General features: G+C 40.5%; 12 protein-coding genes. 10 read left to right on the top strand and 2 right to left on the bottom strand.

The window, feature by feature from the left end; all coding sequences use genetic code 11:
• Positions 1-180 precede the first annotated feature (180 nt).
• Positions 181-681, bottom strand: a complete 501-nt coding sequence (locus B9T33_RS10495; protein WP_086178850.1) for a hypothetical protein — start codon at positions 679-681, stop codon at positions 181-183.
• Between the two features lie 138 nt (positions 682-819).
• On the opposite strand from B9T33_RS10495, the gene B9T33_RS10490 reads away from it, so the two are divergent.
• From B9T33_RS10490 to B9T33_RS10470, 5 genes are all read left to right on the top strand, one after another.
• Entirely contained in the window at positions 820-2,349 is a 1,530-nt protein-coding gene (locus B9T33_RS10490; RefSeq protein ID WP_228145814.1) for an AAA family ATPase, read from the top strand.
• Positions 2,337-3,782, top strand: coding sequence for a VWA domain-containing protein (locus tag B9T33_RS10485; protein ID WP_086178849.1), 1,446 nt, complete (start codon positions 2,337-2,339; stop codon positions 3,780-3,782). The genes B9T33_RS10490 and B9T33_RS10485 overlap by 13 nt, the downstream gene beginning before the upstream one ends.
• A 236-nt stretch (positions 3,783-4,018) precedes the next feature.
• Entirely contained in the window at positions 4,019-4,975 is a 957-nt protein-coding gene (locus B9T33_RS10480) for a metal-dependent hydrolase (RefSeq protein WP_086178848.1), read from the top strand.
• 14 nt (positions 4,976-4,989) lie between these two features.
• The gene (locus B9T33_RS10475) at positions 4,990-5,856 is read left to right on the top strand and encodes an SDR family NAD(P)-dependent oxidoreductase (RefSeq protein ID WP_086178847.1); all 867 of its coding nucleotides are present in this window, start codon (positions 4,990-4,992) and stop codon (positions 5,854-5,856) included.
• Positions 5,853-7,484, top strand: a complete 1,632-nt coding sequence (locus tag B9T33_RS10470; RefSeq protein ID WP_086178846.1) for a flavin-containing monooxygenase — start codon at positions 5,853-5,855, stop codon at positions 7,482-7,484. The genes B9T33_RS10475 and B9T33_RS10470 overlap by 4 nt, the downstream gene beginning before the upstream one ends.
• Positions 7,485-7,771: 287 nt before the next feature.
• On the opposite strand, the gene gltA is transcribed toward B9T33_RS10470, so the two are convergent.
• Positions 7,772-9,049 carry a citrate synthase gene (gene gltA, locus B9T33_RS10465; RefSeq protein WP_086178845.1) on the bottom strand — a complete coding sequence of 426 codons (1,278 nt, stop codon included), beginning with the start codon at positions 9,047-9,049 and terminating at the stop codon, positions 7,772-7,774.
• A 1,025-nt stretch (positions 9,050-10,074) separates the two neighbouring features.
• On the opposite strand from gltA, the gene sdhC reads away from it, so the two are divergent.
• The 5 genes from sdhC (at position 10,075) to B9T33_RS10440 (ending at position 17,090) form a co-directional block, all read left to right on the top strand.
• The gene (gene sdhC / locus B9T33_RS10460) at positions 10,075-10,473 is read left to right on the top strand and encodes a succinate dehydrogenase, cytochrome b556 subunit (RefSeq protein WP_078192993.1); all 399 of its coding nucleotides are present in this window, start codon (positions 10,075-10,077) and stop codon (positions 10,471-10,473) included.
• Positions 10,473-10,838, top strand: a complete 366-nt coding sequence (gene sdhD, locus B9T33_RS10455) for a succinate dehydrogenase, hydrophobic membrane anchor protein (RefSeq protein ID WP_086178844.1) — start codon at positions 10,473-10,475, stop codon at positions 10,836-10,838. Before sdhC ends, sdhD begins: the two co-directional genes overlap by 1 nt.
• 12 nt (positions 10,839-10,850) lie before the next feature.
• Positions 10,851-12,749: an FAD-binding protein gene (locus B9T33_RS10450; protein ID WP_086178843.1), complete on the top strand. Its 1,899-nt coding sequence runs from the start codon at positions 10,851-10,853 to the stop codon at positions 12,747-12,749.
• 14 nt (positions 12,750-12,763) lie between these two features.
• A complete protein-coding gene (locus B9T33_RS10445) occupies positions 12,764-13,471 on the top strand; it encodes a succinate dehydrogenase iron-sulfur subunit (RefSeq protein ID WP_086178842.1) in 708 nt (235 codons plus the stop codon).
• A 796-nt stretch (positions 13,472-14,267) separates the two neighbouring features.
• Positions 14,268-17,090, top strand: coding sequence for a 2-oxoglutarate dehydrogenase E1 component (locus B9T33_RS10440; protein WP_086178914.1), 2,823 nt, complete (start codon positions 14,268-14,270; stop codon positions 17,088-17,090).
• Positions 17,091-17,093: the final 3 nt, after the last annotated feature.

The raw sequence follows: 17,093 nt of genomic DNA, 5'->3' as shown, positions 1-17,093 counted from the left end.
TTTTCAAAGCGAAGCGTGAGATATTGTGTACGAAGCAATTTTTAATGCTGAAAATTTACACATAAATGACCTTTAGAATTTCGATACACCGTATTTTTGATCGATTTCGACATTCAATAATTATTCAATGATCCGTACTGTCATTCGCACAGAACTTGTCGCACTTTATTCAGTAGAAATTTAGTCGGAAGCGTTAGTTTGCAAAATAATATTGTCGATCCGTTTTAAATAAATATCTCGCGCAATATCGCCTTGCTGTTCAATGTTGTAATCAAAAAAACCTTTATTGGGCTGAAGTTGATAGCGATACGGATTGTATTTTTTTGCACTCATAAAATAGGCAAATTGCAAAACTGCACCCAATGCCAAGACATTGATATTTTTTTGATATTGATAGACGTGCGCCATTTCATGGATAAACAGTGCGCGAAAACCTAAACTTTCTTTGGCGTAATCATCTTTATAGAGCAAGTTACGTGCATGAATATAACCACTGGGCGCCATGACCACATTGGATGCTTGCCAAGGTAAAAATGGATGGTTCATCACTTTGACTTGTTCATAATTAATCAAATCTCCGAACACACTTTGGCACATGGTAATTTCGCCAGATGTTAAAGGTCGCCATTTAAAGCGATCCAGTTTTAACAGTCGAATCAGTGCGGGAATGAGTTTAAACATAAAAAATAAAGGTCAAATGGAGAGAGCTATCACTGTGTAATATCACTTGAAATTAAAATGTTCAAGCACTGAATGCTGTGGATAATGCGTTATAAATTGCGATCAATTGCAGCGTAATTGTGTTTTGGGCGTTACAATTTGGTTTTCGGTTTTCTCGATGGCGATATGCAAGCTCGGATCAATACTTTAATTTCTGAAATCAGCAAAAATATGTATGAGCGCGAGCAGATTATTGCTTTAAGTCTGCTGGCGGGTGTAGCAGGGGTGAATACCTTTTTGTATGGTTTGCCGGGAACTGCAAAAAGTTTAATTTCAAGACGAATCGCTTCAGCATTTGAAGTGCATGACTATTTTGAATATTTAATGAATCGCTTTAGTACGCCTGAAGAAATTTTTGGGCCAGTGTCCATTAAGGCGCTTAAAGAAGATCAATACATCCGTAAAACAGAACATTATTTACCGCGTGCAGACTTTGCATTTTTAGATGAAATTTGGAAAGCCAGTCCAGCCATTTTAAATACCTTATTAACCTTGGTGAATGAGCGTAGTTTTAAAAATGGTGAGTTGATTCAAAAGGTGCCATTAAATGTACTGATGAGCGCATCGAATGAAATTCCAGAACCGAATCAAGGGCTCGATGCTTTATATGACCGTTTTATTTTAAGGTTAGAAGTTTCGCCCATTGCTGAAGTACAGAATTTTCATGCCTTATTACAAGCGCAGCCGACCCAAGTCACTGTGCAGGTTGAGCCGAGTTTAAAAATAAAAAAATCTGAACTTGCAGATTGGCGTGAGCAAATTCATCAGGTGGAATTGCCGATTGCAATCTTAAAAATTTTTGATGCCTTAAAGGCGCGTCTTGCTCATAATTTTGAAGATCATGTGGTGTATGTTTCTGACCGCCGTTGGCAGCGAGTTGCTTATTTGGTCAAGACGTGTGCTTTCTTAAATGATCGAGATCAAGTGATTTTGAGTGACCTTTTAATTTTAAAACATTGCTTATGGAATCAAGCGGAAGATATTGAATTTGTAACACAGCAGATTGATGAGATATTGGCAGAACAAGGACTCAATGATGGATTGTCTTTAGAACAATTGATTGACGATAAAGATATGCTGGAGCAGAAAGTGCTGAATCATTTTTATTATACCGACGATGTATATGAATGTTATCTGATTCAGGGTAAGGATTATCTACGTGCAGTGACCAATTTGGATCGCCACTACAAAGACAAATTGCTTTATCTTGAATTGGATAAAATGGACAGTAAAAAGGATTTCTTTGCCTTGGATGAAACTGGGGAAGAAGTTCGTGGCATTGTGTGTAATTTTAATGGGTCACGTGTCTGTACCTTAAAAGGAGGATATTACGGACTTGAAGAAGTTGTGACACCTTATATTAAGCACACGAAAGGTAGTCCGCGGACTGAACTTTCCGCACAGGATAAATATGATCTTTTGCATGAAGTACAGACATTAAAAGCTCGGTTTGCTCAAGAAGCCCAAACCTTGTCTGCACGTTACTTAGAACAAAAAGAATCTTTTAAATCAGTATTTGTCGCCGAATCGGAAATTGAAAAGCTTCATCATGCCATTCAACAACAGCAGGCGCGTTATCAGCTTCAACGACAAGACTGTGACCGTTTGGAACAGTTATGTCGCAGTTAAAAGCGTCCAAGCAGCGTACACAGCAGGCAATCGAGCAGCTCAGTTCACAGTTGTATGATGAGTTGGGACAATCGACGCTGAAACACTGGTTGGCTGATGACAAAGTTGCAAGAAAACTCGATCAGAAAATTCAAGAATGGGCGTTTCAAGCCAAGTCTAATTTAGATCAGCAACATCCATATTTAACTGAACAGCAGCAGCTAGAGGGATGGTTAGCTCAAGACTGCTTTGATTATGGGCAATTAAAACAACTGAGTACCGATTACACGGCTTTTATGCAAACTTTGGGTGTGCCTGAGCTGACTGAGTTTTGGCAAAACGCTGCTAACAGCAGCTCTTTTAGTCCGCAAAGTATTCAACTTCAAAGCGTGCTGTTAAAAGAAAAATGGCAGCGTAAATTGACTGAAGCCATTGCACATTGGGAGTTTGAACAGCTACGTTTACAGCGTGATGCATTTTTAGATGAGATCAAAGATTTTCTTGCGACTTTGTCTAAAATGGCCAAACACCATGACAGTTTGGGCTTTGAAACAGGCATCTTTATTGATTATTCCAAAGGTCGTCTGACTGAACAGGATATGCAGCATTTTGAACAGTGGGCAAATTTTTTAGAACAAGATCAAGAGTTGAAACGACTTTGTCGCATGATTGGGAGTGCACAGCCAAATTTACCGCGTAAGCGCATGTCAGCACAGCAAAGTATTTCACCCGATGTATTAATGCATGAGCAAGCTGCACATGAAGAAATTACGGGGATTAAACTCGCTCAAGATCTAAGTCTTGCTTTGCCCAGTGAGCTGGCATTACTAGCCGATCCTGACTTGCAGATTTTATTTGATTTGAAATTCCTTGAAGCCAATTTAATGAGTTTCAATATGCAGGGGCAGCAAAGTGGGCGTGTAATTGAAGATCCGCATCATGCAAAAAAGCGTATGGGACAAAAAGGTCCGATGGTGGTTTGTCTGGATACCAGTGGCTCGATGAATGGGCAACCTGAACTCATTTCCAAAGCCATTTGTTTATATCTTTCGATCCAAGCTTTACGTGAAAAACGTGCCATGTACCTTGTGAATTTTTCGACCAATATTACTGCGCTTAATTTACAGCAAGAAGGCTCATTGGATGATGTGATTCATTTCTTGGGACAATCATTTCATGGTGGAACAGATATTATTCCTGCGATGCAACATGCGGTCGAGATGATTCAGCAACCGAGTTTTACTCAGGCAGATATTGTGGTGATTTCCGATTTTATTATGGGACAATTAACCGAGGATTTAATGCAAGAAATCACGGCACTGAAACAACAGGGCAATGGTTTTTATGCCGTCGCTATCGGGAATTTTCGACTCGATCATTTGGATGAAAGTCTGTTTGATCACCAATGGGTGTATCAATCTGCAACAGGCGAAGTACATAAAATCCAGCCATAACATAAAAATAGTAAAACTTCGCATGACCTGTAATGACAAGCTTTTGAGCTATATAGCATGGTTGCTTTCAGGATTGTCTAACAAAGAAAATAATTGAGCAAAATTGCAAATCGAGAGGTCGATTTTGCTAATGGTCTTGGCTTTTATCTCCCTTAGTTTGAAGCTCAATACATGTGTATTTCTAGATTTTTGACATGAGGTCTGGCTAGAAAAACACCTACATTGAGAGAAAAACTATGAGTGCTTTTCAACCGATTAAAAAAACCTTAGCGCGCGTATTTTCTGGTCCAGCTTTTGATGCGGCAAAACAATCTGCTGTTGTTCCTATTCGCCATATGAAGTTCAATTTTGAGGCGAAAAAAATTGATCCAAAATTTTATATGAATGCAGAGTTGGCGAGTGCTTACTTTGGTTCATTGTCGATTTTTCTAACACGCGGTGAAGATTTGGTGATTGATACCGCGCGTTATCACCGAGATTTTATTGATGACCCATTATTGAGACAACGTGTAACGTCATTAATCGGACAAGAAGCCATTCATTCACGGATGCATGAGGAATTGAATGATGCTTATCTATTACAAGGTTTACCAGTCTCTCTGTTCAGAAAGCTTGAACATTATGTCTTTGAATATGGATTCGAGCGTTTACCACAGCCAATGAAATTATCATTAATGGCAGCGATTGAGCATTTTACAGCAGTGCTTGCTGAATACATGATGAATCATGAAGACGTTTTTTTTAGCTCACAAGATGAAAAGCAGCGCGCCATTTGGATGTGGCATATGTTAGAGGAATCTGAGCATAAAGATATTGCCTATGATGTGTTTCAAAAGCTTTCAAATAACTATGCCTTACGCGTTGCTGGCTTTTTTCCGGCTCTCTTTACCATCTTAGTGTTGATTTCATTTGCATCATTCTTTGTCCCATTTTATCGCAAGCCTTCAAACTTAGTGAGCTTGGCATATTGGAAAGATCTACCACGAAGTGTGGGGTTGATCTTCGGTTTAAAAGATGGTGTTTATGGCAGCAGCATTAAACATATATTTGACTATTTGCGTCCTAGTTTTCATCCGAATGACCACGATACCTCTGCTTTCCTTGAGTATTACAAAAAAACCTTGTTGAACCCTGCGGATGGTGTGTTGACGCCGTATTTTGTCAAAGAATTTACACCTGCATTAAAAGTATAAAAAGGAAGATAAATATGGGTTTATTTCAGAAAAAGTCTCGACCAAGCTCTCAAGCATATGCCGTGGTCACGGGTGCGGGCAGTGGTATTGGACGCAGTTATGCACTTGAATTGGCACGTCGAGGTGGAACGGTGGTGTGCGCCGATATTCAATTCGATGCCGCACAAGAAACCGTAGATCAAATTCAATCTCTAACATCTTCGCAGGCATATGCTGTGCAATGTGATGTTGGAAATGCTGAACAAGTCGCAGCACTGGCAGAACAAGCTGAACAGCTCTTGGGTCATCCTGTGTCCTTAGTGATTAATAATGCAGGCGTGGGTCTCGGAGGTAAGTTTGATGAATTGAGCTTGGACGATTGGCAATGGTGTATGCATGTCAACTTATGGGGAGTGATACATGGCTGTCATTATTTTGTACCCCAACTGAAACGCAATAAATCGGGTGGAGCAATTATCAATGTGGCTTCAGCGGCAGCATATACTGCAGCTCCTGAAATGACGGCGTATAACGTGACGAAATCAAGTGTACTGGCATTGTCTGAAACACTATCTGCCGAATTACGTTCTGCGAATATTCGCGTCAATGTACTTTGCCCAACGTTGGTACCAACAAACATAATGAAAAATGGTCGTTTGCCCAGTCGTTATTCGGGTCTGGCAGATCAGTTGTTAATGAACCATGCATTCACGACGAGTCATGATGTGGCAAAGCAAAGCTTAGATAATTTAGACGCAGGCAAGCTGTATACCATTCCTCAACCCGATGCCAAGCTATTTTGGTGGTTGAAACGCTTATCACCGCAAATGTATACACGCTTACTGGGCGTGGGTTATCCACTATTCAATACTTATATTAAAAAGTCGGGAGCAAATGTATGAATATGCCGACACAATTGCATGAAGAAGATGTAAAAGCATTAGAGCAAGAAAAACCACAACCAAAAGAAGTTAAAGTTACTGCAAAAGCGGCAACTGGTCGAAGTTCAGGTAAAAAATCAGAAACGAATAAAACTACGAAGCCGCAGCAAGTTCAAGAAGACCAAGTGAATCAAGAGATTCGGGTCTATGACACCATTGTGATTGGTGCGGGTATATCGGGTTTGGCTGCGGCACATCGCATGAATGAGCAGGGCTACCACGACTATATCGTGTTAGAAAAAGCCAATCGGGTTGGCGGAACTTGGCGTGACAATACTTATCCAGGGTGTGGTTGCGATGTGCCTTCTGCACTGTATTCTTTTTCCTTTGCGCCTAGCCATCAATGGAGCCACTTATTTGCCAAGCAGCCCGAGATTTTAAATTATTTAGAAGATGTGGCTGAGCAGCAAGGCTTATATCCAAACATTCAATTTAACTGCGAATTAAAGCATGCAGAATGGAATGAAGATCTGAAGCAATGGCAATTAGAAACGTCTAGAGGTCCCTACATTGCTCGAACCGTGATTTTCTCAACAGGGCCAATTACAGAACCACAAATTCCAAAGATTAAAGGTATTGAAAGCTTTAAAGGTGAGATGTTCCATTCAGCACGTTGGAATCATCAATTTGATTTAACCGACAAGCGCATTGCGGTAATCGGTACGGGTGCTTCAGCCATCCAATTTATTCCTCAAATACAGCCTATTGCTAAAAATGTGGTGGTATTTCAACGTACAGCGCCTTGGGTGTTGCCAAAAGCGGATTTTCCACTCAATGATCGTGCAAAAGGATTAATGACACGTTTCCCCAAAATTCAGGATACATGGCGTAAAAGTGTCGCAAAAATTTTAAATGGCATAAATTTAGGTTTGCGTAATCCGACCTTACTTGAGCCGATAAACTATTTGGGACGTCAATTACTGAAATTACAAATTCAAAATGATGACCTGCGCGAAAAAGTCACGCCAAATTTTTCGATTGGTTGTAAGCGCTTACTGTTTGCCAATAACTATTATCCAGCGCTGCAACAACCCAATGTGGATTTGATTCCACATGGTCTGGTTGAGATTGAAGGTAATACGGTGATTGCTGCCAATGGGGAGCGTTTTGAAGTGGATGTGATTATTTGGGGCACAGGTTTTGAAGTGTCACATCCACCGATTGGTCGACGTGTCAAAAATGCTCAAGGGCAGTTGCTGTCTGAACTTTGGAAAAACAGTTCACCTGAAGCCTTCTTGGGCACCAGTATTGCCCAAGTGCCAAATGCGTTCTTGGTCCTTGGTCCAAATATTTTGGTCTATGACTCATTCATCGGTATTGCCGAGGCCCAAGTGGGGTATATCGTCGATGCCTTGGTGAAAATGAAGCAAAATAAAATCCAGCGATTAGAAATTAAGCCGAAAGTATTGGCTTATCACAATGCGAAAGTACAAACGCATCTACAGACCACTGTATTTAATCGTGGGGGATGTAAAAGCTATTACCTTGATGCCAATGGACGCAATTTTGCTGCATGGCCTTGGTCACTGAGCCATTTAAAACAGCGTTTAGCTCAGGTAAATCTAGAGGATTACGACACTGTTGCTTAAATTCTGCGTTTAATAAAATGACTAAAAAATTTGTTTGCAGCCTAATTTCAACATGAAGTTAGGCTTTTTTTATTTTGGCTTTTTGAAAGCTAAAACAGATTATGCTGCATAGTTATTTAGGCATGAACAAAATATTATTTCTTGTATGTCATAATGAATTTGAATAATTTTAGCTGTAATGCGGGGGATTCATCAAAAAGAACAATTACATCAAAGATGGGAACTTATTACAAAGCATAAAAAAACCGCCACAAGGGCGGTTTTTTAAATCGAACAATTCTTGCGAATTAACGACCTTGGATGTCACGTTGAACTTCACCAGTGTAAAGTTGACGTGGACGACCGATTTTGTAAGCAGCGCTGTGCATTTCTAACCAGTGGCTGATCCAACCAACTGTACGTGCAAGAGCGAAGATTACAGTAAACATTTCAGTCGGGATACCAATCGCTTTAAGGATGATACCTGAGTAGAAGTCTACGTTCGGGTAAAGGTTACGTTTGATGAAGTATTCGTCAGAAAGCGCAATACGTTCAAGTTCCATAGCCAAAGCAAGTTGCGGATCGTTGATACCAAGTGCAGTTAACACTTCGTCACAAGTTTCTTTCATTACTTTCGCACGTGGATCGAAGTTTTTGTAAACTCGGTGACCGAAGCCCATAAGTTTAACTTCTTTAGTTTTCACTTTTTCCATGAACGGAGCAACGTTTTCTACAGTGCCGATTTCATCAAGCATCTTAAGAACAGCTTCGTTCGCGCCGCCGTGAGCAGGTCCCCATAGAGCCGCGATACCAGCAGCAATACATGCATACGGGTTAGCGCCAGTAGAACCAGCAAGACGTACAGTAGATGTAGACGCATTTTGTTCGTGGTCAGCATGAAGCGTAAAGATACGGTCCATTGCTTTAGCAAGAATAGGGTCAACTTTGTAGTCACGGTCTGCAGGAGTAGCAAACATCATGTACAAGAAGTTTTCTGCGTAGCTTAAATCGTTACGTGGGTAAACGAATGGTTGGCCTACTGTGTATTTGTAAGTCCAAGCAGCTAAAGTAGGTACTTTAGCGATTAAGCGAATAGCAGTGATTTCGCGGTGGTCAATGTTTTCAACATCGAAACCGTTGTGATAGAACGCAGAAAGCGCACCAACAACACCACACATGATCGCCATTGGATGCGCGTCACGACGGAAACCATTGAAGAAACGGCTAACTTGATCGTGAACCATAGTGTGGTTACGAACTTTAGCGTCAAATTGAACTTTTTGTTCAGCAGTTGGAAGCTCGCCATTCAATAGAAGGTAGCAAGTTTCTAAGTAGTCTGCTTTAGTAGCAAGCTGGTCGATTGGGTAGCCACGGTGTAAAAGAACACCTTTACCGCCATCAATGAAAGTGATTTTAGATTCACAAGCAGCCGTTGAGACAAAACCAGGATCAAAAGTAAAGTGACCTGCGGCCAACACATCTTTAACGTCAATTACATCTGGGCCTAAAGTGCCACTGTAAATTGGTAAGTCAATTTCTTTGCCATCAAGCTGTAAAACGGCTTTTTTGCCAGTTGCTTCAGACATTCAATAGATCTCCTGTCCTGGTGAATGTTTATCTGACTCAGTACTAATCTTTTAATGCGAGAATCAGACGGATCAAAAATTTGCTCTAAGATTAGAGGGAACTGAAATTTTGTCAATTATACTTATGGATAAAAAGTACAGTTCTATATGGAACTGCATCACAAAATATCCGCTTAAAAAATGAGTCTAATCACAGTGCCGACGCAGTATAATAAGTCAAATTAAAGGGGAGGTGCAGATTTTCAAAAGACTGTTGTCTTAATTGTAAGCAATATTTAATTCATAAAAACTCTGAGACATTGTGGATTTACAAGAGGGAGATTTACCTAAAATATTATATTTTTCGTAACTTACAGCTATTCCTTGATCTAAATTGATCTTTTCTTATTCATAATTATTACGACTAACTGAAGCTTTTAAAAAAGTTTGTTTGATCAAAAAATGACTCATTAGATTGTAAGAAATGATTAAAAAGACAGCAAATTCCTCTCTAAATTTACCAAAAATGCTTATTTTGTATGCGAGTTTTACCCATTATCATTTTTTATGCACAGACTAAGTACTTATTTCACTTCATGATCTTTCATATTTATTTTTTAAAAAAATAGTAGATATTTATTTTAGTGATTAATACTTGGCGAATTGTCTTGATGCTTTTAAAATGAAGCGGGGAAATAAAGGTTTAGTTTTGTTCAACTTAAGTCTAAATATAAAGCAACTAAATATGTCTTTTAGAACAAGAAAGAAATTGCCATTTAACTTTTTAAAACCAATAACATAGTCGGTTTTTTGTTAAATTAACATGTATATTACTGCGTTAAAGTTATTGTTAATGATTCTTATTTAAAGAATTTTTAATAAAAACCTAAATGTGATCGTTTGTATTTTGATAGTTCACGTTTTATAATTCCCTGTCGTTTATAAGATCAGACAGCTGCAGAGTTTATTATATTGTATTGTCTGACGATGCCAGCTTTCCTACGAATTAATTCCAACAAACTCCGGATGGAGTTTTTACTTACAGGATGCCCGCTGTGAAAAGCAACAGACCTGTCAATTTGTCCATGGGTCAAGTTTTAGACGTAAACTTAAAATCCCCTGTGGCTATTGCATCAATTTTACACCGTCTATCAGGTGTTATCGTATTTTTACTCGTACCAGTCCTACTTTGGATTTTAGACAAATCTTTATCTTCGCCTGAAGGTTTTGCTCAAGTGCAAGCTGTGTTTGATAGCTTCATTGTGCGTTTTGTCGTATGGGTATTTGTAGCCGGCTTAATCTATCACCTCATTGGTGGTATCAAGCATCTATTTGCAGATCTTGGCGTTGCTGAAGAACTACAAAGTGGTCGTATCGCAGCTACTATTTCATTGATCTTGTCTGCAATCGGTATTGTTGCAGCATTTGTATGGATTGTTCTCTAATGAAAAGTGCTACAGGTTTAACAGGATCAGGTTCACGCGATTGGTTTATCCAACGCGTAAGTGCCGTTGTATTGGCTGTTTATACTATTGTTGTACTGGGTTGGATCCTATGCAATGGCGGATTCAATTTTGAACAATGGTATGGCTTTATGATGACAACACCAATGAAGATTTTATCTTTGTTGTCTGTCTTATCTCTTGTTGCGCATGCTTGGATTGGTATGTGGCAAGTATTTACTGACTATGTAACTACTCGTCAAATGGGTCCATCAGCAAACGGTCTGCGTTTGGTGCTGACTTCTGCAGTGATTATTGCAGTATTTGCATACGCGATCTGGGCGATCCAGATTTTTTGGGCAAATTGATAGGAAAATATCATGGGCGCTATAACCCCTAAAGAAGATTACACAAATATTCCACACCAAACTTTCGATGCAGTCATCGTTGGTGGTGGTGGTTCAGGTATGCGTGCTTCTTACCAACTTGCTCAAGCTGGTTTGAAAGTTGCGGTATTGACTAAAGTATTCCCAACTCGTTCACACACTGTAGCAGCGCAGGGCGGTATTGGTGCATCTCTTGGTAACATGCAAGAAGATAACTGGCACTACCACTTCTATGACACTGTTAAAGGTTCTGACTGGTTAGGTGACCAAGATGCAATCGAGTTCATGACTCGTGAAGCACCGCAAGTTGTATATGAACTTGAACACCTTGGTATGCCATTTGACCGTAACGCTGACGGTACTATTTACCAACGTCCGTTTGGTGGTCATGCTGCGAACTATGGTGAAAAACCAGTTCCACGTGCATGTGCTGCTGCCGATCGTACAGGTCACGCGCTTCTTCACACGCTTTATCAAAGCAACGTGAAAATGGGTACTCAATTCTTCGTAGAATGGATCGCGCTTGATCTTATTCGTAACGAAGCTGGTGATGTGCTTGGTGTTACAGCAATTGACCAAGAAACTGGTAAAATTGCAGTATTCCAAGGTAAAGCAACATTGTTCGCTACTGGTGGTGCTGGTCGTGTTTACCGTGCATCTACTAACGCTTATATCAACACTGGTGACGGTCTTGGTATGGCAGCGCGTGCAGGTATTCCATTACAAGATATGGAATTCTGGCAATTCCACCCAACAGGTGTTGCTGGCGCAGGCGTATTGTTGACAGAAGGTTGTCGTGGTGAAGGTGCAATCCTTCGTAACGATGCTGGTGAGCCGTTCATGGAACGCTATGCACCGACACTTAAGGACTTGGCTCCTCGTGACTTCGTATCACGTTCTATGGACCAAGAAATTAAAGAAGGTCGTGGCTGTGGTCCTAAGAAAGACTACATCTTGCTTGATATGACGCACTTGGGTGCTGAAACAATCATGAAACGTCTTCCATCTGTATTTGAGATTGGTAAGAAATTCGCGAACGTTGACATCACTAAAGAGCCAATTCCTGTAGTACCTACAATCCATTATCAAATGGGTGGTATTCCTACAAACATTCATGGTCAAGTTGTTGTTCCTGTATCACGTGAAACTGATGCTTTAGTTGCGAACTACAATAAAGAAACTGATGTGTATTCACACAATGCGGGCGACCGTAATTTCACTAAACCAGTGAAAGGTTTCTATGCAATCGGTGAATGTTCATGTGTGTCTGTACACGGCGCAAACCGTCTAGGTACAAACTCACTTCTTGACTTGGTTGTATTTGGTAAAGCTGCGGGTGAACATATTGTTGACTACGTAACTAAACACCACGGTGATGAATATTCACCGCTTCCTACAACTGTGCTTGAGAATACATTCAAACGTATTAAACACCTGGATGAATCTACTTCAGGTGAAAATGCTCAAGAAGTTGCTGATGCAATTCGTGACATCGTTCAAGACCACGCTGGTGTATTCCGTACATCTGCTCTTCTTGAAGAAGGCGTGAAACAAATTCTTGCGATTGAGCCTCGTGTACGTAACATTCATTTGAAAGACAAATCTAAAGTATTTAACACTGCGCGTGTTGAAGCTCTAGAAGTTGAAAACTTGTATGAAGTTGCTAAAGCTACGCTTATTTCGGCTGCTGCTCGTAAAGAGTGTCGTGGTGCGCATACAGTGGTAGATTTCGAATTACCACCTGATCATGCAGACTACCCATATGGTCGTCGTGATGATGAGTGGATGAAACACACTTTATGGTTCTCTGTAGATAACCGTCTTGAGTACAAACCAGTACGTTACAAGCCATTATCTGTAGACGCTATTCCACCTAAACCACGTACATTCTAATAGGGAGAAGTAAGATGAGTAGAGGTACTCGTACATTTAATATCTACCGCTACGATCCTGATAAGGATGCAGCACCGTACATGCAAACTTTTAAACTAGAGTTGACTGACAAGCACCGTATGTTGCTTGATGCGCTTCTAGCATTAAAAGTACAAGACGAATCTTTAACGTTCCGTCGTTCGTGCCGTGAAGGTATTTGTGGTTCTGATGGTGTAAACATCAATGGTAAAAACGGTTTAGCGTGTCTTTGGAACCTAAACGACTTACCTGAGACAATTACAATTCGTCCACTTCCAGGTCTTCCAGTAGTGAAAGATTTGGTTGTAGATATGAATCAGTTCTATGATCAATATGACAAGATCCATCCGTTCTTGATTAACAACCAACCTGCACCTCCTAAAGAGCGTTTACAGTCTCCTGAAGAGCGTGAGCACCTTGATGGTTTGTACGAATGTATTCTTTGTGCATGTTGTTCAACTTCATGCCCATCATTCTGGTGGAACCCTGACAAATTCTTGGGTCCTTCAGCATTGTTGAACGCATATCGTTTCATCATTGATTCTCGTGATACAGCAACTCAAGAGCGTTTGGCTCGTCTTGACGACCCATTCTCGCTGTTCCGTTGTAAAGGTATTATGAACTGTGTATCTGTATGTCCTAAGGGTTTAAACCCGACTAAAGCAATCGGTCACATCCGTAACATGCTTTTAGATCTAGGCTAATAGATTCTTCAAAAAAAAGCGTGCCAGTTGGTGCGCTTTTTTTTTTGTCATAAGAAAAATTGATGATTGTGCAAGCTAAATAATGTGGTTGATTCGCTTGGGACTGCTTTTAACCGTAAATGAAATAGATTTAAAGTATAAAACGATGCGTATATGGTTATTTATTGATGAATCGCTCGTTCAAGTCTGTCAAAAACATTAGAAAATGTTATTATGTAACGTAATTAGAAGGGAGGGGATAGTAATATCTGCTCTCTTTTATTTTTATGTGCTGTCGCTAAAGTTTTATTGACGTAGACTTTGGTCTCAATTGAAAGATATTTTTATCTGTAGCACCATATCATAGATGAAAATACGCACAATGTATTTTGCTAATTTATGGGTGGTATGTGTCAAAAAAATCAATTGAAAATGTTTGGACGTGTTAGCATTTAGAGAATCACTATATGCGAAAAATGAGTTTGAAATAGGTACATTTTTTCAACAAATTACCCTCTGAACTCGGTATATAAATGTTGATAAGTCGATTTAGAAAAGTTAATCAGTCTAAATTTAATTTTTCTAAGACGATTTGCAAAAAATTGCCCGATATTTGTCGGGTATTTCTCAATGAGTAATGATGCCGCTGAGGGCGTTATTGTTCATTAATCACATTGGGTAATCCTAATGTAGTGATAACGCCTCATGGCTTCAGCCTAATGGGGACTAATGTCATGTTACCAATTTGACATTATTAATCATGGGTTCGCTTAAAAAGCATCCTGAAATGTTTTTGCAATAGGAAATGGGTCCACAAATGCAAGAAGTTGCTGACGCACTGCGTCTTGACACTGAACTTAGCGCTGACAGTGCAGCGTATATTGAAGAACTTTATGAGCAGTATTTAACCGCTCCAGACTCAGTGGAAGCTGACTGGCGTACATACTTCGATAAATTCCCGAAAGGTGATCAGCCACATAGCAATGTACGTGAGCAATTCCTATTATTAGGTCGTAATTCAAGCCGTGTTCAGCCTGTAGTGCAAAGTGCAGTAAGCTCTGAACATGAGCGCCGTCAAATCGGTGTATTACAACTTATTGCCGCATACCGTAACCGTGGTCATCAAAACGCAAAATTAGATCCACTTGGTCTTGCTAAGCGTGAAATCGTGCCTGATCTTGACCTTGCGTCGCATGGTTTGACTCAGTCTGATTTAGACACTGTTTTCAATACAGGTAACCTTGCAATCGGTAAGTCTGAAGCAACTTTAGGCGAAATGGTTCAAGCAATGGAAGCAACATATACTGCTTCTATTGGTGTTGAATACATGCACATTGTTGATACCAAAGAAAAACGTTGGATTCAACAACGTCTTGAAGGTGCACGTGGTCAATTCGGTTATACCGTAGAACAGAAAAAACACGTTTTAGAACGCTTGACTGCTGCTGAAGGTCTTGAAAAATACCTTGGTAACAAATTCGTTGGTGCGAAACGTTTCGGTGTTGAAGGTGGTGAATCTTTCATTCCTATGGTGAATGAACTTATTCAACGCGCAGGTTCTGTTGGTTGTAAAGAAGTTGTGATCGGTATGCCTCACCGTGGCCGTCTAAACCTTCTTGTAAACATCATGGGTAAAAACCCAGCTGACCTATTTGGTGAGTTTGAAGGTAAATCACTTCATAAGAAAGGTTCTGGTGACGTTAAATACCACCAAGGTTTCTCTTCAAACGTAATGACTCCAGGTGGCGAAGTTCACTTAGCATTAGCGTTTAACCCATCACACTTAGAAATCGTTGGACCTGTAGTAGAAGGTTCTGTACGTGCTCGTCAAGTACGTCGTAAAGACATTGGTGGTGATGATGTATTACCGATCATTGTACACGGTGATGCTGCATTTGCTGGTCAAGGTGTAAACCAAGAAACCTTCCAAATGTCACAAACTCGTGGTTACACAGTAGGTGGTACAGTTCATATCGTTGTAAATAACCAAGTTGGTTTTACAACATCTGATCCACGTGATGCGCGTTCTACAGAATATTGTACTGACATTGCGAAAATGATCCAAGCACCGATCTTCCATGTAAATGGTGATGATCCTGAATCGGTACTGTTCGTTTCACAATTGGCACATGATTTCCGTCATACTTTCCGTAAAGACGTTGTCATTGACATGTTCTGCTACCGTCGTCGTGGTCATAACGAAGCAGACGAGCCAGCTGCAACTCAGCCAATGATGTATCAAGTCATCACGAAGAAAGCGACTACTCGTACGCTTTATGCTGACAAACTAGTACAAGAAGGCGTGCTTGATCGTGCTGCTGCTGATGCAATGGTTGAACAGTATCGTTCTGACCTTGAAGCAGGTAAACACGTTGCGAATGCACTTGTACTTGAACCAAATACAAAAATGTTTGTGGATTGGAAACCTTATTTAGGTCACGAATACACAGACAAATGGGATACTACTTTCCCAATCGAACGTCTAAAAGAGCTTGGTGCGAAAATGCGCGAGCTTCCAGAAGGCTTCGTGATGCAACGTCAGGTTGCTAAAGTGATTGATGACCGTCTGAAAATGCAGACTGGTGAAATGCCATTGAACTGGGGTGCTGCTGAAACTTTAGCTTACGCAACTATTCTAGATGAAGGCTTCCTTGTTCGTTTAACAGGTGAAGACGTTGGTCGTGGTACATTCTCACACCGTCATGCAAAACTTCATAACCAAGTAGATGGTTCAACTTACATTCCATTATGTAACTTGAAAGAAAACCAACCACGTACTGCAATTTATGACTCATTATTGTCAGAAATGGCGGTATTGGCATTCGAATACGGTTATGCAACGACTCTTCCGAAGAGCCTCGTGATTTGGGAAGCGCAATTTGGTGACTTCGCAAACTGTGCACAGGTTGTAATCGATCAGTTCATCGCGTCTGGCGAAACCAAGTGGGAACGCGTATGCGGTCTGACTATGCTTCTTCCACACGGCTTTGAAGGTCAAGGTCCTGAGCATTCATCAGCTCGTTTAGAGCGTTTCTTACAGTTATGTGCTGAAGAAAACATGCAAGTGATCACACCGACTACACCAGCGCAGATTTACCATGCGATGCGTCGTCAAGCACTTCGTCCGATTCGTAAGCCAATGATCGTGACTTCACCGAAGTCTCTTCTTCGTCACAAACTTGCAACGTCTACTTTAGAAGAGCTTGCAAACGGTACATTCCAAACTGTGATCGACGAAATCGACAACATCAACAAGTCAGACGTAACTCGTCTTGTGCTTTGTGGTGGTAAGGTTTACTACGACTTACTTGAAAAACGTCGTGAAAAAGAATTGAACAACACAGCAATCGTTCGTATTGAACAATTGTATCCGTACCCAGAAGCACGTCTTGCTGAAGTTCTTGCACAATATCCAAACGTTAAAGAATTGGTTTGGGCTCAAGAAGAACCGAAGAACCAAGGTGCATGGTTATTCATCGCTCCGCGTCTATATGACGACGTGATGAAAGCGGGCAAACAAGTTCGTATTAGTTATGCAGGTCGTGAAGCTTCTGCTGCACCGGCTTGTGGTTCACCATATTTGCACGCAAAACAACAAGCTCAGCTCGTAAATGATGCTTTAGCTATCGTAGCTGAATAACAG

This window comes from Acinetobacter sp. ANC 5054, from assembly GCF_002135295.1.
Classification (GTDB): domain Bacteria; phylum Pseudomonadota; class Gammaproteobacteria; order Pseudomonadales; family Moraxellaceae; genus Acinetobacter.
This window is presented reverse-complemented; position numbering and strand designations above follow the sequence as displayed.

Bases quoted from the DNA above. Each gene is read 5' to 3' on its own strand.
- B9T33_RS10495 (WP_086178850.1), bottom strand. From the start codon at position 681: ATGTTTAAACTCATTCCCGCACTGATTCGACTGTTAAAACTGGATCGC.
- B9T33_RS10485 (WP_086178849.1), top strand. From the start codon at position 2,337: ATGTCGCAGTTAAAAGCGTCCAAGCAGCGTACACAGCAGGCAATCGAG.
- B9T33_RS10480 (WP_086178848.1), top strand. From the start codon at position 4,019: ATGAGTGCTTTTCAACCGATTAAAAAAACCTTAGCGCGCGTATTTTCT.
- B9T33_RS10475 (WP_086178847.1), top strand. From the start codon at position 4,990: ATGGGTTTATTTCAGAAAAAGTCTCGACCAAGCTCTCAAGCATATGCC.
- B9T33_RS10470 (WP_086178846.1), top strand. From the start codon at position 5,853: ATGAATATGCCGACACAATTGCATGAAGAAGATGTAAAAGCATTAGAG.
- gltA (WP_086178845.1), bottom strand. From the start codon at position 9,049: ATGTCTGAAGCAACTGGCAAAAAAGCCGTTTTACAGCTTGATGGCAAA.
- sdhC (WP_078192993.1), top strand. From the start codon at position 10,075: ATGCCCGCTGTGAAAAGCAACAGACCTGTCAATTTGTCCATGGGTCAA.
- sdhD (WP_086178844.1), top strand. From the start codon at position 10,473: ATGAAAAGTGCTACAGGTTTAACAGGATCAGGTTCACGCGATTGGTTT.
- B9T33_RS10450 (WP_086178843.1), top strand. From the start codon at position 10,851: ATGGGCGCTATAACCCCTAAAGAAGATTACACAAATATTCCACACCAA.
- B9T33_RS10445 (WP_086178842.1), top strand. From the start codon at position 12,764: ATGAGTAGAGGTACTCGTACATTTAATATCTACCGCTACGATCCTGAT.
- B9T33_RS10440 (WP_086178914.1), top strand. From the start codon at position 14,268: ATGCAAGAAGTTGCTGACGCACTGCGTCTTGACACTGAACTTAGCGCT.